Origin of the sequence: Sphingobacterium arenae, from assembly GCF_014692505.1 — a bacterium.
GTDB lineage: Bacteria > Bacteroidota > Bacteroidia > Sphingobacteriales > Sphingobacteriaceae > Sphingobacterium > Sphingobacterium arenae.
In genome coordinates this window covers 1,526,535-1,546,107 of the sequence record NZ_JACNYK010000001.1, presented here as the reverse complement: position 1 = coordinate 1,546,107, position 19,573 = coordinate 1,526,535, and the positions used below count along the sequence as shown (strand labels likewise).

At 40.6% G+C, this 19,573-nt stretch carries 19 protein-coding genes; 4 read left to right on the top strand and 15 right to left on the bottom strand.

The window, feature by feature from the left end; translation table 11 throughout:
* Positions 1–138: 138 nt before the first annotated feature.
* Positions 139–1,191, bottom strand: coding sequence for a hypothetical protein (locus H8B17_RS05970; RefSeq protein WP_223816377.1), 1,053 nt, complete (start codon positions 1,189–1,191; stop codon positions 139–141).
* Positions 1,192–1,358: 167 nt separating this feature from the next.
* Entirely contained in the window at positions 1,359–4,082 is a 2,724-nt protein-coding gene (locus H8B17_RS05965) for a TonB-dependent receptor (RefSeq protein ID WP_190308206.1), read from the bottom strand.
* 206 nt (positions 4,083–4,288) lie between these two features.
* Between H8B17_RS05965 and H8B17_RS05960 the strand changes: the two genes are divergently transcribed.
* The 3 genes from H8B17_RS05960 to H8B17_RS05950 are packed head-to-tail and all read left to right on the top strand — an operon-like array spanning position 4,289 to position 6,833.
* Complete coding sequence (locus tag H8B17_RS05960; protein WP_190308205.1) at positions 4,289–4,927, top strand: ABC transporter ATP-binding protein; 639 nt, start codon at positions 4,289–4,291, stop codon at positions 4,925–4,927.
* A gap of 2 nt (positions 4,928–4,929) precedes the next feature.
* The gene (locus H8B17_RS20745) at positions 4,930–6,345 is read left to right on the top strand and encodes an ABC transporter permease (RefSeq protein ID WP_190308204.1); all 1,416 of its coding nucleotides are present in this window, start codon (positions 4,930–4,932) and stop codon (positions 6,343–6,345) included.
* 2 nt (positions 6,346–6,347) lie between these two features.
* On the top strand, positions 6,348–6,833 hold the full coding sequence (locus H8B17_RS05950; protein WP_190308203.1) for a hypothetical protein: 486 nt from the start codon (positions 6,348–6,350) through the stop codon (positions 6,831–6,833).
* Between the two features lie 394 nt (positions 6,834–7,227).
* Here the strand turns inward: H8B17_RS05950 and H8B17_RS05945 are convergent, their stop codons facing one another.
* The 9 genes from H8B17_RS05945 to H8B17_RS05905 form a co-directional block, all read right to left on the bottom strand.
* Positions 7,228–7,950, bottom strand: coding sequence for a 16S rRNA (uracil(1498)-N(3))-methyltransferase (locus H8B17_RS05945; RefSeq protein WP_190308202.1), 723 nt, complete (start codon positions 7,948–7,950; stop codon positions 7,228–7,230).
* Positions 7,951–7,969: 19 nt separating this feature from the next.
* A complete protein-coding gene (locus H8B17_RS05940) occupies positions 7,970–9,286 on the bottom strand; it encodes a hemolysin family protein (RefSeq protein WP_190308201.1) in 1,317 nt (438 codons plus the stop codon).
* 8 nt (positions 9,287–9,294) lie between these two features.
* Positions 9,295–9,837, bottom strand: coding sequence for an inorganic diphosphatase (locus tag H8B17_RS05935; protein WP_190308200.1), 543 nt, complete (start codon positions 9,835–9,837; stop codon positions 9,295–9,297).
* Positions 9,838–9,840: 3 nt separating this feature from the next.
* Positions 9,841–10,515 (bottom strand): DedA family protein, encoded by a 675-nt coding sequence (locus tag H8B17_RS05930; protein ID WP_190308199.1) that lies wholly within the window; start codon positions 10,513–10,515, stop codon positions 9,841–9,843.
* Between the two features lie 68 nt (positions 10,516–10,583).
* Complete coding sequence (locus H8B17_RS05925; RefSeq protein ID WP_190308198.1) at positions 10,584–10,994, bottom strand: HIT family protein; 411 nt, start codon at positions 10,992–10,994, stop codon at positions 10,584–10,586.
* A gap of 250 nt (positions 10,995–11,244) precedes the next feature.
* On the bottom strand, positions 11,245–11,718 hold the full coding sequence (gene greA, locus H8B17_RS05920; RefSeq protein ID WP_190308197.1) for a transcription elongation factor GreA: 474 nt from the start codon (positions 11,716–11,718) through the stop codon (positions 11,245–11,247).
* A gap of 130 nt (positions 11,719–11,848) precedes the next feature.
* On the bottom strand, positions 11,849–12,547 hold the full coding sequence (locus H8B17_RS05915; RefSeq protein WP_190308196.1) for a response regulator transcription factor: 699 nt from the start codon (positions 12,545–12,547) through the stop codon (positions 11,849–11,851).
* 4 nt (positions 12,548–12,551) lie between these two features.
* On the bottom strand, positions 12,552–14,228 hold the full coding sequence (locus tag H8B17_RS05910) for a sensor histidine kinase (protein ID WP_190308195.1): 1,677 nt from the start codon (positions 14,226–14,228) through the stop codon (positions 12,552–12,554).
* Positions 14,229–14,232: 4 nt separating this feature from the next.
* Positions 14,233–16,122, bottom strand: coding sequence for a S9 family peptidase (locus tag H8B17_RS05905; protein WP_190308194.1), 1,890 nt, complete (start codon positions 16,120–16,122; stop codon positions 14,233–14,235).
* 188 nt (positions 16,123–16,310) lie between these two features.
* On the opposite strand from H8B17_RS05905, the gene H8B17_RS05900 reads away from it, so the two are divergent.
* A complete protein-coding gene (locus H8B17_RS05900) occupies positions 16,311–16,601 on the top strand; it encodes a DUF4286 family protein (protein WP_190308193.1) in 291 nt (96 codons plus the stop codon).
* 21 nt (positions 16,602–16,622) lie between these two features.
* Here H8B17_RS05900 and H8B17_RS05895 read toward each other — a convergent pair whose 3' ends face one another.
* The 4 genes from H8B17_RS05895 to H8B17_RS05880 form a co-directional block, all read right to left on the bottom strand.
* Positions 16,623–16,916: a DUF983 domain-containing protein gene (locus H8B17_RS05895; RefSeq protein ID WP_317170994.1), complete on the bottom strand. Its 294-nt coding sequence runs from the start codon at positions 16,914–16,916 to the stop codon at positions 16,623–16,625.
* 103 nt (positions 16,917–17,019) lie between these two features.
* Complete coding sequence (locus tag H8B17_RS05890; RefSeq protein WP_223816376.1) at positions 17,020–17,295, bottom strand: hypothetical protein; 276 nt, start codon at positions 17,293–17,295, stop codon at positions 17,020–17,022.
* A 45-nt stretch (positions 17,296–17,340) separates the two neighbouring features.
* On the bottom strand, positions 17,341–18,783 hold the full coding sequence (locus H8B17_RS05885; RefSeq protein WP_190308191.1) for an NAD-dependent succinate-semialdehyde dehydrogenase: 1,443 nt from the start codon (positions 18,781–18,783) through the stop codon (positions 17,341–17,343).
* A 91-nt stretch (positions 18,784–18,874) separates the two neighbouring features.
* Entirely contained in the window at positions 18,875–19,570 is a 696-nt protein-coding gene (locus H8B17_RS05880) for an RluA family pseudouridine synthase (RefSeq protein WP_190308190.1), read from the bottom strand.
* Positions 19,571–19,573 lie beyond the last annotated feature (3 nt).

Here is a 19,573-nt window from a genome sequence, read left to right as displayed (position 1 = left end):
CAAATTTAATGTCATCCGTTAATGAGAGCAATATTATCGTTTTGTTAAAACACCAAAAAAAAGCCAGCTCCTTATAGGAAGCCGGCTTTTTGAGAGGTATTTTTTATGTTCTGAAGCGTATCCGCTTTTTACACAAGCTTAGAAAGAATAACCTGTCCAGCTGAATACTGAAGTATTTGCACCTGTTTGCGAATCGTTTTTCGTGATTGTAGCACCTTCGTCTTTCACTTTGGACGCATCAAACAAAGATGCTGGATTGAAAGTATACGTAATAGAAGAAGTGCTTTCACCCGCACCTTTACCATCTTCAAAATCAATGATATCAGTCTCCACAAACTTAGCACCTTCTGCAATTTCTAATAAAAGATTAGTAATTGTGGCCGTAGCACCTCTTCTGATTTTGATCATGTCATTCATATCTGCTTGCGATCGGTTTACAATCGTCATATCTTTGACCGTAAAATTTGATTGATTTATGTCATCTGGACCGTCACCGTCTAAGTTACCGTCAGCTTCTATACCACGTGGATCACTAGAAGTACTTACATAACTTGGTTCCCATACACCATATGCATTCGCCAGTGTACCACTGTACCCTTGCGAGAAATCAAACATATCGTCTTCCGAGTTGACCACTAACAAGTTAGTTACATTAACTGTTCCGCCAAAGAATTCGATCGCATCATCTGCTCCGTCAACGATAAAGATATCGCTAATGACAGTACCGTTTCCTACTCCATTCAATGTTAATCCATTGTGTTCCGCATCATTATCAATTTTAGCGCCTGAGTATTCAATTTTAACAAATTTTAGGATACCAGAATTATCGTTGGGTTTATCACCACCAAACATAATATTTCCCGCAATTTCAGTAGCTGCTTCAAGAGAACCACCTTCAGAACGTGAGATAGGTGCATAGCCGTTTATTAACAGTCCTCCCCAGCTAGCAGACTTGCCTCCTGAAGATGTAAATACAATCGGGTTATCGGCCGTACCTTCAGCAATAATTTTAGCCCCACGCTCCACCAACAAATATGTTCCTGTTCCAGCCGCATCTGCCGTGATCGTTGTTCCTTCAGGAATGGTTAACGTTGCTCCTTCCCTGACGATCGTTGCACCACTCAAGGGAACATTAGTGGATCCTAGCGTAGCATTTCCAGTGATATTGCCTTTTAACTCCGTTAAAACCACATCTTCTTGTCCTGGTGTTGGATTGTCGTCATCTGAACAAGCTGTAAAGGCTAGCGCAGAAACGGTTACGATTGCAAGTAATTTTGTTTTCATAATCTTCTTCATTTTTATAGTGCAATATTAATCTTCTCTTTTAAATCCATCATTAAGCTGATGTTATCTTACTGTTAAAACTTATAAGAAACACCAATACTCCCATCTACTCCTCTTGTATAGGATTCCAACACGATACTTTCGCCTGAATTAGACTCACGTTCTAGCTCAATTGCTGCATTCAGGATATTACGAGCTTTGATATTCACTCCCCAGTTCTTGTTAATGGAGGCATTAGCTACAAAATCTAAAACGGGAACCCCTTTTTCGACAATATTATTAAATCCTCGTGTTCCGATGGTATAAATACGATCGCTGAAATAATTAAACACAACAGACGACGTAACATTCCATTTCCGTCCATGGAATAAATAAGATACATCGGCGTTTGCCAAGAACGGCGATGCGCCCTGCAAAGCACTTTCATCTTCTGTAAATTCGGCTGGCGAAGTTGCCAAATCTTGCATCGAATATAAATAAGATAAGTTCGCACCCGCAGAAAGCACATTTTCACCATGTGTTGTCTGCGTTTTAAACAAGTTCTTCTTCACTTCGATTTCTGCACCTGCAACTTGTGCGGTCGTTCCTACATTCCTATATGAAACGGTATTACCCGCAACCGGCATTTCCGTTCTTGCTATCGGATTTTTAAGCTGTTTATAAAATGCTCCCACAGCAATTAATTCGCTGTCCGATGGGAAAAGTTCCCATTTTACATCTACATTATAGTTCTCAACAGGCACTAGATCTGGATAACCCTCTGATTTATAGGTCGCAAATGTATTCCGAAAAGGTGCTAGTTCTATAAATTGGGGCAAAGTATATGACTTGCTGAAAGATGTTCTTAGATTACTTTTGTCTGTTAAGACATATTTTAGATTCAAACTAGGAAGGAAGAAGTCCTTATCAATTTTGGAAGGACCGTTCAGATCACTACTGTAGTTTTGCGTAAAAAAAGTAACCTCTTGCATGACCTTATCATAGCGTAAACCTAATACCGCAGTAAATCTGTCAGTAAACTGGTATGTTCCAAAAGCTAAGGCAGAATGTGATTGTTTATCGCCTTTATACCAATATGGGTTAAGCGTACTACCGAGTGTTTCTAGATAGTATCTTCCAGCATCTTGAGCAGCCCCACTAAAAATATCATCAAAATGTACATCAATATTATCAACTTCGTAAGGCATCCTTAAATTGTGGACAAAAATATTGGCGTTGAATTCTCGCCTCGCAGTACTACCATTGTATCCAAATTCGATTTTTCTATCGAAATTGTCGTCATTATTAAATTTGTAAGTAGCAAGAGCTTTTGCAGTCCATCCTTTTTCAAACATATCTGAGTAATAACGTTCGTTATCTGTCCCTCTTCCATCGTTCAATACACGTATGATGCCGTCACGCTCATATAGATTGGTCGTACGACGATCTGGCTCTATCCCGTTTACAACATTATAGCCTACACCTAAGTCCAATTGCCAATTTTCCGACAAATTCAATTTCGACAATAATTGATTGACATATAGATTATTGTCAACAACGTAGCTTCTTTGAAACAAGCGCTTATCACCGATATTGATAGCTTCGTGCTTGCCATAATAATGCCCAAAATCTTGCATTTGATCATTGATATATAAAGAATTAAATGCGATAAAGTTGTTATTAAACGTATATTTCAAGTTAGCCATACCGGTCTTCGAAACATTGTATTGAGATCGACGCATATTTTGATCAATCAGGATATTTCCATTTTGCAGCGTCTGTCTGGAAATACCATCAAAATCACGATACTCGGAATTGAAGTTTCCGGTTAAAAATACATCTAGATTTCCATCACCTATTCTAAATTTTTTTCCGCCAGACAAAGAAAAACTAGAATTTACGGGATTTTTTACATTCTTCGGATCCCAGCTGTTTTTAAACTGGTATTGTGAGAGATCCGTAATCGAATGTGTTCTCTCCTGTAGTGAACCGAACCAATTCGTTCCGGAAATACGCTTAAAGTCTGTTGCTTTAACCGCCTGAGAGTTAACGCCTGCTGAAGCGCCTATTTCAAAGAAAGCTTCCTCCGATAATTCCTTAGATACGATATCTATATTCGCACCAGCAACATCTCCCCCGATAGCAGGATTAAACGTTTTATTTACCCCAATACTTTGAATAATGCCCGTACCGAAGAAATCCAAGGAAATATTCTTATTCAATGGATCTTCTGACGGGAGCGCCAAACCGTTTAATGATGAACTGTTGTAACGATCACCTAGACCACGTACAAATACATTCGCTCCACTTGCAGATTTGGTTACTCCACTCATTTTTGTCAATGCAGCTTCCGCATTACTAACTCCCTTTCTCGACAACTCCTGTGCACCAATTTTTTCTAACATTAAGTTAGACGCCTTACGCTCTGCCAACAGAGCCGCTTCACTGATGCGCTCTCTCCTTCTCGTAATGACGACCTCTTCTAACGTAGAATTCGCATTGACCATCACTACCGGTACATATTCCCATTCGCTGGCTCCCACGTTGAATGCGGTAGAATCGGTATCGTATCCTACGAACGTACTGACAAGAACATATTCCGTCTGTTTCTCCGGTAATGTAATCGAAAACTCTCCGGCATTGTCCGTCGAGGTTGCATATTGCGTGTTCGCGATTTTGATGCTCACGCCAGAAATAGGTTGATAGGTTTCAATATCTAAGACCTTCCCTTTTACCCCAAATTGTTGTGCGTTAACCCGCGCAGCCTGTACAGTGACTAGCGTAACGATTAAAGCAACATAATAACTAAACTTAATCATCGTGTGTTAATATTATGTTGCAATATTATGAGCATAATATTAGCTAACTGTTAACACTAAATTATTAAAACATCACTTGTTTGTTAATAAATTGTTAACCTTTGTTAGGGCGATTTGTATTTTTTTCGTTAAATCCTAGCATCCCTCATTTGTTTATTCGGAGTTGTGTATAATAGTTAGTAATTTGGTGCCTTAAAACAACAACTATGGCAGATACGATACTATCGTCCGTCGGGTTAAGTTACCAATACCCACAAAGTGTTAAATTGGACTTTCCTGACATCCATATAGCGAAAAACCAACATAGCTTGCTCTTAGGCGACTCCGGGAGTGGCAAAACGACACTTTTACACTTATTGAGTGGTTTGTCCAAACCGACTACCGGCGAAGTTCACTTGATGGGTCAATCTTTATATACCATGAACGGCACGACGCTGGATGCTTTCCGTGCAAAGAATCTTGGCTTTATATTTCAGGAAGCGCATCTTCTACGAAACCTCACCATAACCGAAAATATCAAGCTGGCACAGAGCCTAGCTAAAAATCCAGTGGATGAACAAACTATTATCGAGCTGTTGGATTATTTGCAACTAAAGGAGAAAGCTCAAGTATTGCCAAGCCAATTGAGCCGCGGCCAAAAACAACGTGTTGCCATAGCCAGGGCCGTCGTTAATCGTCCGGGGTTATTGCTAGCAGATGAGCCTACGGCATCGTTAGATGATAAAAATACGGATCTCGTATTAAAGTTGCTTTTCAACATTGCTAGCGACTACGGCTCTACCCTACTTATCGCTACCCACGATAAGCGTATCAAGGATCAATTCGCTAACTCTTATCAGCTTTAGGCATGAACAATTTGCAACTCGTCTGGAAAAACATTACCCAACAACTGGGCTCTACCTTACTCAGCATATTACTCACCGCTTTCGGTGTGGCCATTTTGTGTGTTATTTACATCACGGGAGATACGTTCGAAAAGCAACTCACCAATAACACCAAAAACATCGATCTTGTCGTCGGAGCAAAGGGAAGTCCTTTGCAGCTCATTCTGAGTTCGCTTTACCATGTAGACAACCCCACCGGTAATATCGCATTGGCAGAGGCCAGGCAACTCGGCGAAAATCCGTTTATCGAGATGGCGGTTCCTATCTCTTTAGGTGATAACTTCAAAGGACACCGCGTCATTGGTACAGAGCCTTCTTACTTGGAGCTATATGGACTATCCATAGAAAACGGTGAACCATGGACAACATCGTTTGAAGCTGTAATAGGGAGCGAGGTGGCGCGCAAAAGGGGCCTGAAAATTGGTGATGAATTTCATACAGCTCATGGTCTTTCGGAAGATGGACATGTGCACGACGAGCATCCGTTTAAAATAGTCGGTATTTTGGAAAAATCGGGATCTATTGTGGACAACCTTATTTTATGCAATCTGGAAAGCGTGTGGGATGTGCATGGGCTCCACCATGGCGAGCATGACCATGAACACGAACATGGGGAACCGCATGAGCATGACCACGATCCGGATCATAAACACGACGATGATCAGCACGAAGCCCATCAACATGATCACAGCGACCATGTACACGAGCACCATACCGAGCATGCACATGGAGAGCATAAACATGACGAGGATGTACACGATCATGATGAAATGGTTTCTGAAAAACCGAAAGATATGTTCGTCAAAAGCATTGGAGCGGATATGCTGGAAGACCGCGGTGAGGAAGTGACAGCCTTGTTGATCAAATATAGTTCGCCGGCGGCAATGGGGGTTATTCCCCGTTTGGTGAACGAATCAACCGATATGCAGGCTGCATCGCCGGCAATCGAAAGCTCCCGTTTATTCTCACTAATGGGCGTAGGATTAGATTCTCTTGCTATCCTGGCTTATATTATCATGCTTATCGCAGGTCTAAGTGTGTTTATTAGTCTTTATAACGCTTTGAAAGAGCGTAAATACGACCTCGCTATCATGCGTTCAATGGGCGCATCTAAAACTAAACTTTTCAGCTTGGTATTAGTCGAAGGTTTAGTGATTACATGGGTAGGTGGAGTACTTGGATTACTGCTTGGACATGGGGCCTTGTATGCTATTAGTCAGCAAACCACTGAAAGTGCAGATTTTATGGAGGCTTTTCATATTCACGGACGGGAACTGGTTTTAGTCCTCGCTGCTTGCCTGCTCGGCATCTTAGCGGCAATTATTCCGGCTATTAAAGCCTACAAAACATCCATTTCAACAATTTTAGCAGATAAATGAAGATGAAAAAGATCTATATATTAGCATTTATTATTACTGTATTTACATCGGGTTTGGCAAAAGCTCAAATCGGACAATTTCCAGATGCCAATGTGCCTGACCATACGCCTATGATGAACAGCACTTGGGAAGCTGTCGATAAAATGATGTATAAAGTGACTACAGAGAACAATAAAAAGGTATATACCCCCCACTATCCACCCGTTCTAAAAGCCTTAGAAAACAAAGTGGTAGAACTTCCGGGCTATCTTGTGCCATTAAACAGTGGTCGCAATCACCAGACGTTTATGCTATCGGTGCTTCCCGTTATGCAATGCGCTTTCTGTGGAAGCAATGGTATACCTCCCATGGTCGAAATTTTCATGAAGACGGAATCTGTAAGGTTTACAGAGGAACCCATTAAGGTAAAAGGTAAAATGGTGTTTAATCCGGAACCTCTAAAGGGGAATGCAGAGATTCAAATTGTAGATGCTGTGTTAGTTAAATAACTTTTTCTTCTTTCTTTTTCTCCGCGAAAAAGAAACAAAAAGCTCGTCGCTTCGGATGTTTGAAAGGGCGGGAAAGTGCAAGGAGAGGATTTCTACAGTTGTCAAAAATCCGGATGCGACAATTAAGGTTAAGGAAGGGATAGTGCACCCGCGTTGACATGAACGATCAATAATAAATAGCTACTGTGCGGATTAAAACGACCTTATATCGTTCTACGGCCATTTTTCTGAAGATTATTCCGTAAAAAACAAAATACTGTCCGAGCATAGCGAGTTTATTTTGTTTAGGAATAGACAAAGAAAAATAGCAGAACGATATTCAGTCTTGACTTTTTGTCTCCTTTTTTGTCAAGAAAAAAGGAGTAAAAGAAATTTGATTAAAGAAAACCTTCTTTTAAAAAGAACGGTTCAGTAGCGCTATTTCCATGCAACTTGCTAGCGCAGCGGTTTCGGTGCGGAGACGACTGCTTCCTAATGAAACAGGTTGATATCCTAAAGATAACGCCTGTGCAATTTCGTTCTCAGAAAAATCGCCTTCTGGTCCTATCAGGATTAAATATTTCTCTTCCGGCGAACAAATATCGGCTAAATATTGTTTTTGCCCTTCGGCACAATGCGCAATCGTTGTGGTGGTATATTCTTCTGATTTTATCTGCTCGAAGAAATGCGAAAGCGAAATTGCTGGGTTTATCTTCGGGAGGTACGCCTTAAGCGATTGTTTCATCGCCGAGACAACGACTTTATTTAAGCGCTCCAACTTTATTTCTTTGCGTTCCGAACGATCCGAAATAATCGGTGTGATCTCCTGTATACCAATTTCCGTGGCCTTCTCTAAAAACCACTCCATCCGATCGATATTTTTAGTCGGTGCTACGGCAACATGTAAGTAATATGCTGGCTTTTCATAACCCTGTTTTACCTGCAGTATAGACAATGTTGTTCGCTTGGGATGCGGATCCAAAATTCTAGCCGTATACCACCCTCCAACACCATCAATCAAATAGATGTCATCCCCAGCGGTTAGGCGCAGCACCCGAACAGCATGCTTACTTTCGTCTTCGGTAAGCATGAATTCTGTATAATGCGGCTCGATAGTGGGTGTGTAAAACAAATGCATGTTTGAACGTTATGAGGTTCTACTCTTCATCAATATCATCGTATGGTGTCTCTAGCAGTTCCAATTTCACGAATTCAATGTTTTGCTGGGTTTTCTTCATAATCGTGAATGAATAACCCGCGGCCACGCGAACCTCCCCCACATCGGGAATCTTTTCAAAATAGTGACTCACTAAACCGGCCATGGTGTCATAGTCAGAACTCTCGGGTAGTTCTAGTGGTAAATATCCATTAACGTCGTGTACGCTAGCACCGGCATCCACCATATATTCCGTTTCCGAAATTTTTTCCACAACCGGTGTTTCCTCATCATACTCATCTTGAATTTCGCCAACTAATTCCTCGACGATATCTTCCAGTGTTACCATGCCTGCCGTACCACCAAATTCGTCCAAAACAATAGCAATCTGAATCCGCTTTTGCTGGAATTCTGCCATCAAGTCGTTGATTTTCTTCGTTTCGGGAATAAAATAAGGCTTACGTATGATATTTTTTAAGACGACTTCCTTCCCCTGTACAATAATGGGCAATAAATCCTTCGTGTGTACGATTCCCACGATCTGATCAATATTATCATCGTAAATTGGGATTCGGGAGTAACCTTCCTCTGTAGCTGTCGTAATGAGTTCTTCTGTAGTATCTGTAACTTCTACGGCAACAATTTTTGTACGCGGTACCATAATATTCTTTACGATACGCTCATTGAAATCAAAAACGTTCTTAATAAGTTCGTGCTCCGCATTATTCAATGCGCCACTTTCTTTTCCTTTTTCTAACAGGTATTGTAATTCTTCGGAAGAGTGATGCGCGTCATGCGGGTTTACTTCAATGCCTATCAGGCGTAACAAGAAATTAGCAAACCCATTCAACACCCATATAATTGGTCTGAAAATGTAGTAAAAGAACTGCAATGGTGCCGCTATACGCATGGTTGTTGCCACCGGCCGTTGTATAGCTATCGATTTTGGCGCCAATTCCCCAAAAACGATATGTAAAAATGTAATAATACCAAATGCTAAGACATGTCCCAAGTTTTTCGCTAATGTTCCAGTCAACTCGACATTGAACAAACCAAAAAACTCATGAACAATTCGGGTCATTACAGCCTCTCCCACCCATCCCAGAGCAAGAGAAGCCAATGTAATCCCGAGCTGTGTAGCCGCTAAATAGCCATCTAAGTGTTCGGTGATATTCTTAGCAATTTTGGCAACTTTGCTACCCGATTTTGCCTGAAGCTCAATCTGCGAAGCCCGAACTTTGACAATTGCAAATTCCGCAGCAACGAAAAAACCATTAGCCAAAACCAAAAATACCGTCCAAAAAACATCGAGAGCCATGCTACAGATTATTTATTACCGAATTCCTTTTTATATAATTCGATACTTTCCAATAAAATCTCCTGCGCACGGTCACGACCGTGGATACCGTCCACACTCACTTTTTTCTTCTCAAGCGCCTTATAGCTTTCAAAAAACTGAACGATTTCTTTCATAATATGCGGTGCCAAATCTTCCATATGGTTCAGATAGCTATATTTAGGGTCATGTTTTGCTACGGCGATGATTTTATCATCCTGTTCTCCGCCATCAATCATATTCATTACACCGATAACTTTCGCTTCAACCAATGTCATCGGCAAAATATCTACCGAGCAAATAACCAAGATATCCAATGGATCTTTATCATCACAATACGTTTGCGGGATAAAACCATAGTTGGCAGGGTATACTACCGACGAACTCAAAACACGGTCTAGTAAAAGAAGTCCCGTTTCTTTGTCTAATTCGTATTTCCCTTTAGAGCCATTTGTAATTTCAATGATTGCATTGACCGAATTTGGCACGTCGCTGCCGGGAGCTATCTGATGCCAAGGATGTTGTTTGTTCATTAATTAATTAACGTTACTGTTATTACTGTTTGTTTTATTTGTTTCTTTTTTTCTATTCTTTAACCACCTTTTAAAAAGTGCGATAACAATCGGTAGAAAGGCGATAGCAATCAATGCTACGATGATATATTCTACATAATTAATGATAGCGGGGAATTTAACACCAAGAAAATACCCACTCAACGTGAGTAAGCTGACCCATAAGAACGCACCGGAGATATTATAGAAAACGAATTTTTTAAAATTCAGTTTCACGACCCCGGCGAATATCGGAGCAAAGGTACGCACAATCGGTACAAAACGACCGATGACCAAGGCTGTTCCACCATATTTTTGATAGAATTCTTCTGCCATAATCACGTATTTACGTTTGAAAAGAAGAGAATCTTTCCTTTTGAAGAGTACAGGCCCCGTTCGATAGCCAAACCAATATCCCGTAAAATTCCCTAAAATACCGGCTCCGAGAATTCCCATATACATCGTCACAATATCGACGTCTATTTTCCCTAACGCACAAAACAATCCTGCCAGAAATAGTAAATAGTCTCCTGGTAAAAAGAAGCCAAAGAAAAGACCTGTTTCAGCAAAAACGATCAGCACTACGAGATAGAATCCACCGTGGCTTAATAAATACTCCGGATCCATCATCTGCTGAAAGGATAGCCATAAATCTTGCATAATTTCCATTTATTCTATCAGCACCAGCTGAACTGAAATCTTTTCGTTTTCCAATTAGACATCATTAATTATGGATTAGTTACTTCCGAAATAGCTTCTCTGATATCTTCCGCTATTTTCATCATTTCATCATTTGACAAGCTCAGTTTAGGGCGCGCAAAATTCATATCGTCCACTTTATTTATCGGTATTAAGTGAATATGCGCGTGTGCCACCTCTAAACCGACTACAGCAACCCCCACTTTAGGGCAAGGAAACACTTTTTTTATACCTTGGGCCACAATTTTTGCAAACACCCACATACCCATATATTCATCATCGTTAATATCAAAGATATAATCCGTTTCCTTCTTCGGAATCACCAATACATGTCCCTTAGCCAAAGGACTAATATCTAAAAAAGCTAAATAATCAATACTTTCCGCTACCTTATAAGCTGGAATTTCACCGGACACTATCTTTGAAAAAATTGTTGACATTTTTATCTTTTTTAAACAAAACAAACAAATTTACATAAAATGCCCAGTATTCACGAACCGAATTTTAAATGAGTTCATGTATGCCCTTATAGATAAACAAAAATGCACAAATCCAAATAGAAAAAACCAGACGACATACGCGCATTGGAAAATTCTAGTAAAGAAAAAACGGTTGCTCTTTCGCAACCGTTTTTTTAATTTCTTAGATGATGTGCGGTTATGGCAGAAACCGCACATAACCGTATATCTTTTACCTTGAGATTTCCAAGATTTCGAACTCCATAACACCTGCGGGAGCTTCCACCTGGGCTACTTCTCCTACAGATTTACCAAGAAGACCTTGCGCAATAGGAGATTTTACGGAGATCTTCCCGGCTTTCAAGTCAGCCTCTGTCTCCGACACCAGCTGATAGGTCATTACAGCGTTGTTTTTCTTGTTTTTAATTTTCACATAAGATAACGCCAATACCTTTGACGTATCTAAACTAGATTCGTCGATTAGGCGGGCACTGGCCAAAACGCCTTCTAGCTTAGCAATCTTTGCTTCGTGCAAACCCTGTGCTTCTTTCGCAGCATCATATTCCGCATTTTCGGATAAATCTCCTTTATCCCTGGCCTCCGCTATGGCTTTCGCAATACTCGCCCGGCCTTCCGTTTTTAGATAGTGTAACTCTTGCTTCAGCTTATCTAAACCCTCTTGTGTGTAATAAGTTACTTCTGCCATATTTCTTCTTATTTGTTTACAAAAAAAATTAAAAAAAGACAAGACCATACCGCCCTTTGTCAGGACAACATGGTCTTGCTCGTTGTCTGCTAAGATAGTGAGCAACTTCTAATAAAACAAATTTCTTTTATTATTCTTGCTCGTCTGTATCGACAAATTTATACCCTAATCCGCGGACAGTCTGTAAATAATGAGGCTTATCGGGATTCGTTTCGATTTTTTTACGAAGCCGTACCACGTGCATATCGAGCGTTCGCGTATTGACATTAGAACTATAACCCCAAACAACCTCCATAAGCTCCTCTCGTGTAATTTCCTTTCCCACATTTTGTAGAAAATAAAGCAATATTCGATTTTCCAAGATCGTTAACTCGATCTTACGTCCATCTCTTACCAAGGAATGTATGGTGGGGTGGTGTTCCGTTTGGCCAAAAGTATACACATCGCTATTTTTGGGAACGAAGAATCGAACTTTGTTTTCGATCATAGCGACCAACACGTCCATATTAAACGGCTTCGTAATATAGTCGGTTACACCGTAGCTATAAGCATCAATTTTGTCGACATCTTGTGATTTCGCAGTCATCATAATAATGATATTCTCAAAACCAGCCTGACGCACGGATTCACACACATCAATACCTTCTTTGCCAGGAAGCATCCAATCCAAGAGAACGACATCGGGCTTCTCTTGCAGTATTTGTTCTTCGGCCTCCAGGCCGTTGGCGGCCTGAATAACTTTGTACCCCTCCGTTTGCAAACGGTGTGTTACCAAAAAACGTAAGTTTTCGTCGTCTTCTATTACAGCAATAGTGATATCTTTACTCATAATATTATTTAGTTCTTTTCGGTCCTAGGGGTAAGAACAGTGTAAATGTGGTGCCTTGATCTGGCACACTATCCACTTTAATCTCGCCTCCCATGAAATCTACAATTTCCTTACAGAACGCCAAACCTAAACCAATGCTTCCTTGTTGGTTGAATTGATTCTTTACCCTATAAAATTTTTTAAAAATACTATTAAATTCCTTTTTATTTATACCTATCCCTCTATCTTTAAACTTTATAACAAAATTTTTCTTGTTTTGTTGCACGTCGATATCAAGGAACTTTCGCTCCGATTCCGAATACTTATAAGCATTGTCAATCAGGTTTTGGAATACACTCAATAAAAGTGTTGTATCCACCATCATATTGTTTTGGACATCGATCACATAGGAAAAGTTTAAATCAGGATATTTTAATCTGACAGCCTCGAAAATCGGTTCACAAAACTCCTCTACGCCTACCTCCTCTTTATTGGGTTTAATCGATTTGTTTTCAATTTGTGCAAATGACAACAACTTATTCATCAAACTGTTCAACTTGTCGGCCTCCTGGTCTAAAATCTTCCCGTACATACGTTGCTCTTCCGTTGAAAGCTTCTCACTGCTCTGAATGTTATTTCCAGCAATCTTAATCACACTGACGGGTGTCTTAAATTCGTGGGTTAGATTATTGATAAAATCATACTGCAACTGGAACAGTCTACTATTGATCGTTACATTTCGATAAATCAGATAAGCGATCAAGATCAATATGAGATATACCCCCGATATACCAAGGCTGACTGGGAAGAACCGTCTATTAATTTCTTTATTAATAAATGTTTCGGAACTGGTATACTGCAATTTATAATCAGACAATGCTCCCGGAAGGGGCAATTCGGTTTGCAGATAGAAATTCTGATCACTCACGCTACCCGAAACAATGGGTTGTATCTCAATTTTTTCGTATAAATTTAAAGCGACGTTTTTAATTTGAATCTTGCTGGGATCAATTAAAAACATGAACATATCCTGATCATAGGCAACAATATTTGTATCCGGCGCTAACATCATATGCTTATACACCAATAGGTCAGAAATACGCGGAATATTCATGTAAGTTACCTTACCCGGATTCAACGTGTAAAATACGCGATAAATATCATCGTCCGACATACTGGTCGATTCATTTACACGGTCTAAAAAGCCGACAAACTTCAACACCATCGTGTTAAAATCATCTATAAAAGCGCGTGTTTGTGTGTTTTCAGGACGTTGGGCAATAAACCTATTTTCTTTATCTAAATGGAAAGAGGTTATGTTTTTGGGGTACAGCAGCAAGTGATTATACTTGATACCTAAATCTATGGAATCGGAATTCGTGATAACAATATCGTAAAAAAGAACGCGATCAACAAAAGGATATTTTCGAATAACATCGTTAACGTATGAAGCGGCTTTTACGGAGTCCAAATATCCTTGATAATACGATATCTCAGGGATCTTATCATTAAAAAACTCATGGAAAGGCTGTACGGATCTATCGAATACTTCTACTTTTCTGTTGTTAAATTCTGTTTCGATAAAATTCGCGATCATAGATCGAGCCGCGAGCATAGCGACACCAAATAATATCGTCACCAATATTACAAAAGCAATCAGCAACCCAAAATTCTTTCGGTATTTTAGCTGGTTATACGCCATGCGGTTATAGATACTTATTTAAAAAAGCCTCTACTTCTTGATAATAGTTTATAATGTTTTCCTCGCTTCTAAATCGTCTTCCTTCCTCTTCTCTATATATATACTTAATCGGCACATTATTGTTTTTCAATTTCTGTACAAATTGATTTGCGTCCGTCAACGAACTGAATCTATCTTTTCCTCCTTGTGCAAAAAGCACCGGGATTTTCACCTTATCTGCGTGAAAGACGGGTGATATTGCCTTGAACATCTCGTATTCTGTAACTGGATCACCGATTATATTGTAGAAAAGACGAACGTAGTGTTGATGATGAGGCGGAATTTCTCTGAAATAGGTAAATAAATTGGTATACCCCGACATGGAAATAGCGCACTTATAAAAGGATGAATTATAGGTAGCTGCATGTAACGCGGAATACCCTCCAAAACCAGTTCCCATGATAGCCACTCGATTCTTGTCGACAATCCCTTGATGTATCAACCAAGTCACGCCGTCGATCATATCGGCTTGTATCTTCCCCCCCCATTCCTTGAATCCAGCTGCCCAGAATTTCTTTCCATAGCCTGCCGATCCTCTATAATTCAATTGAAACACCAAATAGCCTCTGTTTGCAAGAAACTGTACCTCCGCATCAAAGTCACTTGTTTCGCGACGATAGGGTCCATCGTGTACCAGTACGACTACCGGTAATCCCTCCCGCTTTCCGGTTAGTGGATAAGTTAGGTAGCCATGCAATGTCAGACCATCTCGACTTTGAAAACCAACAGGTTCTTTCGGAGATAGGGATACCGCTGATAATTTCGGATTCATCTCTTCCAATAGTTCCGCTGTATCGTGTTGCACATCATAGTGATAAATTCCACCGGCATCTACGTCCGTATAAACTTTAACAAGCCATTGACGCATACTGGTATCTGTATCAATAATATCAATAGATTGGTTATCGAATTTCGCAGAAAGCTTTTCGAAATATTGTTGAACGGTGGAGTGAAAAAAATGTCTTTTCACCTTATTAATCGTGTATTGGCTATAAATAAGTTCTTGCAGATGTTCAGCATATCCGACTGGCTCAATATCTACCTCTGAATTTTCGAAGACTAACCGTTCTTCTTCTCCTGTAGACACGTTGTATTCCACCAAAGACAATCGATCTCTATTATGGTTAGACAGCGCATAGATGAGCGTATCGGAATCCCTCACAAACCCCAAAGGTCTTATCGATGTCTGGTAATCGGTTGTGGTAACTTGTCGAAAAGGCATATCCTCTTCCGCTCTGTACAAGATACTTTCTTGTACGCTATCATTGGTCATCGCCAATCGTACTTTTCCATCTGGCGACGAAAACCATTTGGAAATATTGCCCGGATTACGTGTCAATAATTCGGGAGCCGTGCCATCTACAAAAATTTTATACAAGTCGAATACGGTCGAATCTCGATCGTTTAGCGTAGCAAGCAAATAATCTCCATATAATGTATGCGGTGCTAACCACCGTAATCGAGCTTTCTTAACGGGCAATAACGGTGTTGTTTTTTCCGTGTCGACAAGGATACTATAAATACGCAGACTATCCTGCGGTGAGTGACTATTGGAATATATGATCAAGGAGTCAGACGCCCAGAAAAAATACTGCACATTCATATCCGACTGATAGGTAAGTTGTTTGGATTTTCTTTTGTTCTGTAAATCCAAAACAAAAATATTCCTGCAATGGTCGTCTATCCCTAAATAAGCAATCCGACGACCATCCGGGGATATTTTGAAGTTACTTTTTTCCGGCTTGACGAAAAAATCTTCAATGGGGATTAATTTCTTCGTATTTTGTTTGTTTTCACATGAAACGGAAGCGACAAAGAAACATACAGCAAATACCCAAAGCAAACATCTAAACATATTCCAATCTATTGCAATTTCAAATATTGTTATTTTTTTATTAAATATAGTATGTGCAACCTTATTTTTACAAGGTTATCTCTATTTCATTCGCGTTCGTATGCCACAATCGCGGATATTTTATAGAAGAACCTATACGGGGATTTATATCGCTTTGTTCATTTCTTGTTATTCCCGTATCTTTGCGCATGATTTTATATAATATCTCCGTTATTGTCGAGGATAGCAGCCACCATAAAGTGATTCAATGGCTCAAATCACATTTACGCGCAAGTAATTATGAGACGACATTGTTAAAAATGTTGGACTCTCCCCACGAAGGCAACACGTATTGTGTACAGTTTCTGGCAACCGACCACGCCGCAATCGTTAAGTTTCAAGAAGATGTCGTAGCCGAATTACAAACGTATCTCGCAACCAACCATACCGAGAAAGCTTTTATTTTTGACAGCAAGATGCAATATTTATCGCTGGAATAACAAACTCAAAAAAGGATTATTTTAGTCCTTTTTTAAGGCATCTTGGTAGCTCGGGTTATAAATAATTTTTGGCGAAAGGTAATGTAACAATACCAAGCGAGAATAGCGAAGATTAAACGGTGCAAAAATCAGTATAGCCGCCAAAAGGACTAAAACATATACCCAAGGTGATTCACTTTTTGTCAACAGGCCTGTTGCCAAACCTAAAGTGACTACTTCTGCGACGGAAAAAGCATAGCTCACATACATCGCCGCATAAAAGTAACCCGGTTCTATTTCGAACTTTAGCCCACAATGCGGACAGTGTTCGTGCATTTTTTGTTTTTTAAAACCGTATGCCGCTCCTTCAAAGACATTCCCAACCCTGCATTTCGGACATTTAGAATGTATCATCGCCGAAAACCTAGATGTTGCCATATTAGATTTGCTCTCCAAAAGGTGATACTTTTTTTGAACTGTTCTTCCGGTATTTTTTATACCACAATAGACCAATTCCTATGGCAATCAGATAGGGAATAGCCAATAGAAAGAGGATACCATCATTCAATCCTTTACCTTGCGTATTGCCATTGGTCGCGCTGTTCTCCGCGTTTAAGGAACACATTGCACATTGGGCAGATACCTCCGTATAACATAAGATACCCAACACGATGAATGTTGCTACAACCAACAGGGGCTTCCATTTCGAAATCATGCACAAAAATACCAAAATTTTATGGTTTCGCGTAATCACCGCCATTTATCTATCAGCCATGCCAAAATTTATATATTTTATTTCTTGGTATTCGTCCAGGCCATACCTTGAGCCTTCTCTGCCGACACCAGATTCCTTGATTCCGCCAAACGGCGCTCCAGCAAATGAAATCCGCCCCTCGTTCACTCCAACCATCCCAGCTTCAATGGCCTCTGCAACGCGCCAGCAACGGTGTACATCATTACTATAAAAATAGGCCGCGAGTCCAAATTCTGTATCGTTTGCCATTTGGATAGCCTCCTCTTCAGTAGTAAACCGAAATAGCGAAGCTACTGGCCCAAAAGTTTCTTCCTTTGCAATCAGCGAATTTTCGGGTACATTAACTAGGACTGTAGGTTCGTAAAACAATCCTTCGATTACCTTACCTCCTGTCAATATGCGAGCTCCCTTATCAATAGCGTCTGCCACATGTTCCTGGACTTTGACCAACCCGTTTTTATTGATCATTGGCCCGATCTGAACACCGTCATCCAATCCATTCCCAACGTGCAATGCTTTTACAGCGTCCGCTAATCGCTCTGAAAATTTATCAAAAATAGAATCCTGTACTAAAAATCGGTTTATAGCTACGCAAGTTTGTCCGGCGTTACGAAACTTCGCAAACATAGCGCCTTCGACAGCAGCGTCCATATCCGCATCCTCAAATACAATAAATGGAGCGTTTCCCCCAAGTTCCAAAGAAACCTTCTTTACATTATCTGCGGCTTGCTTCATCAATAACTTCCCAACAGAAGTCGAACCGGTGAACGATAATTTTCTGATTAACGGATTTGTACTCAACTCATAACCGATGCCCGAAGAATCAGTCCCCGTCACGACGTTTAATACCCCAGCCGGCCAGCCGGCTTTCTCCGAGAGAATAGCAAGCGCTAAAGCAGTCAATGGCGTCTGTGAAGCCGGGCGGTGCACCACTGTACAGCCTGCTGCAATAGCCGGAGCGATTTTTCTCGTCACCATCGCTAGTGGAAAATTCCATGGTGTTATTGCTGCGACGACCCCCACTCCCTGTTTAATTGTAAGTATTCTGTTTGATATCTTCGGTGCAGGCATGGTCTCCCCATAAGCCCGCTTGCCCTCCTCCGCAAACCATAACACAAAGGATGCCCCATAATCCACTTCCCCCAAGCTATCGGCCAACGCTTTTCCCGATTCCAGCGTTATAATCTCCGCCAGCTCCCGTTTATGCTCCATAATCAATTGATACCAACGCTCCAACATGGATGCGCGCTGCGAGGTATCACTAATTTTAAAAGATGACCAAACTTTATATGCTGCGTCTACCGCATCATGTACTTCGGTTACGGTTAGATTTGCTACTTTTTCAACAACCGTATCGGAGGCGGGGTTTACCACATCAAATGTATTTGTACCCTCTATCCATCGTCCGTTTATAAAGGCTTTTCCTCTTATCAGTCTTTTAGCATTCATATCATGTAGATTTTGACTTATTTCTAGTAAAACCCCATCGAGTAGTTATTTGTTTAAAACAAAAAAAGTATAAACCTTTTAATATAATAATTTAGGACTTCAACAGCACATTAAACCGTTCCCAAAAACCGTCAACCGGTAATTTTGCAGTAAGCGTCAACTTTTCATCTTTGATAGGGTGGATGAATTCCAGAGAACGAGAATGTAGACAAATCGTACGGCGGAGGCTTCCTCGAGGGTAGCCGTACTTATTATCTCCTACAATGGGGCAACCCATATAGGCTAATTGCGCGCGAATCTGATGTGTACGCCCAGTGAGAGGGGTTACTTTCAAGAGGTAGTAGCCATCGAGGATACCTAAAACTTCGTAATCCAATTGTGCAAAACTACCCCCTTTCACTTCCCGGTCATAGGCTTTGGTAACCATTTTCTTTCGATCACGCAGCAACCAGTTCTTCAACGTATCGGCCTCTTTAGGCGGGCGCATCCGAACTATGGCCAAGTAAGTTTTTGATACCTTTCGGTCGTGAAACAGCCGGTTCATACGATCCAACCCCTTACTTGTTTTTGCAAAAAGAATCATCCCGCTAACGGGCCGATCCAGTCGGTGAATAACACCCACGAAAGCACCATTTGGCTTTTGGTATTTGGCCGTAAGATAAACATTCACCATATCTTCTAGCGACCTGTCGCCGGTATCATCAACTTGGACAATATCGCCCGCTCGTTTGTTTATGGCAAGATAGTGGTTGTCTTCGTAGATAACATCTTTATCCGTCACACCCATTCG

Coding starts and splice junctions, on each gene's coding strand:
- H8B17_RS05905 (WP_190308194.1), bottom strand. CDS start 16,122: ATGTTTAGATGTTTGCTTTGGGTATTTGCTGTATGTTTCTTTGTCGCT.
- H8B17_RS05880 (WP_190308190.1), bottom strand. CDS start 19,570: ATGGGTGTGACGGATAAAGATGTTATCTACGAAGACAACCACTATCTT.
- H8B17_RS05910 (WP_190308195.1), bottom strand. CDS start 14,228: ATGGCGTATAACCAGCTAAAATACCGAAAGAATTTTGGGTTGCTGATT.
- H8B17_RS05935 (WP_190308200.1), bottom strand. CDS start 9,837: ATGAACAAACAACATCCTTGGCATCAGATAGCTCCCGGCAGCGACGTG.
- H8B17_RS05890 (WP_223816376.1), bottom strand. CDS start 17,295: ATGATTTCGAAATGGAAGCCCCTGTTGGTTGTAGCAACATTCATCGTG.
- H8B17_RS05930 (WP_190308199.1), bottom strand. CDS start 10,515: ATGCAAGATTTATGGCTATCCTTTCAGCAGATGATGGATCCGGAGTAT.
- greA (WP_190308197.1), bottom strand. CDS start 11,718: ATGGCAGAAGTAACTTATTACACACAAGAGGGTTTAGATAAGCTGAAG.
- H8B17_RS05900 (WP_190308193.1), top strand. CDS start 16,311: ATGATTTTATATAATATCTCCGTTATTGTCGAGGATAGCAGCCACCAT.
- H8B17_RS05945 (WP_190308202.1), bottom strand. CDS start 7,950: ATGCATTTGTTTTACACACCCACTATCGAGCCGCATTATACAGAATTC.
- H8B17_RS05960 (WP_190308205.1), top strand. CDS start 4,289: ATGGCAGATACGATACTATCGTCCGTCGGGTTAAGTTACCAATACCCA.
- H8B17_RS05895 (WP_317170994.1), bottom strand. CDS start 16,916: ATGCACGAACACTGTCCGCATTGTGGGCTAAAGTTCGAAATAGAACCG.
- H8B17_RS05965 (WP_190308206.1), bottom strand. CDS start 4,082: ATGATTAAGTTTAGTTATTATGTTGCTTTAATCGTTACGCTAGTCACT.
- H8B17_RS05950 (WP_190308203.1), top strand. CDS start 6,348: ATGAAAAAGATCTATATATTAGCATTTATTATTACTGTATTTACATCG.
- H8B17_RS05885 (WP_190308191.1), bottom strand. CDS start 18,783: ATGAATGCTAAAAGACTGATAAGAGGAAAAGCCTTTATAAACGGACGA.
- H8B17_RS05915 (WP_190308196.1), bottom strand. CDS start 12,547: ATGAGTAAAGATATCACTATTGCTGTAATAGAAGACGACGAAAACTTA.
- H8B17_RS05925 (WP_190308198.1), bottom strand. CDS start 10,994: ATGTCAACAATTTTTTCAAAGATAGTGTCCGGTGAAATTCCAGCTTAT.
- H8B17_RS05940 (WP_190308201.1), bottom strand. CDS start 9,286: ATGGCTCTCGATGTTTTTTGGACGGTATTTTTGGTTTTGGCTAATGGT.
- H8B17_RS20745 (WP_190308204.1), top strand. CDS start 4,930: ATGAACAATTTGCAACTCGTCTGGAAAAACATTACCCAACAACTGGGC.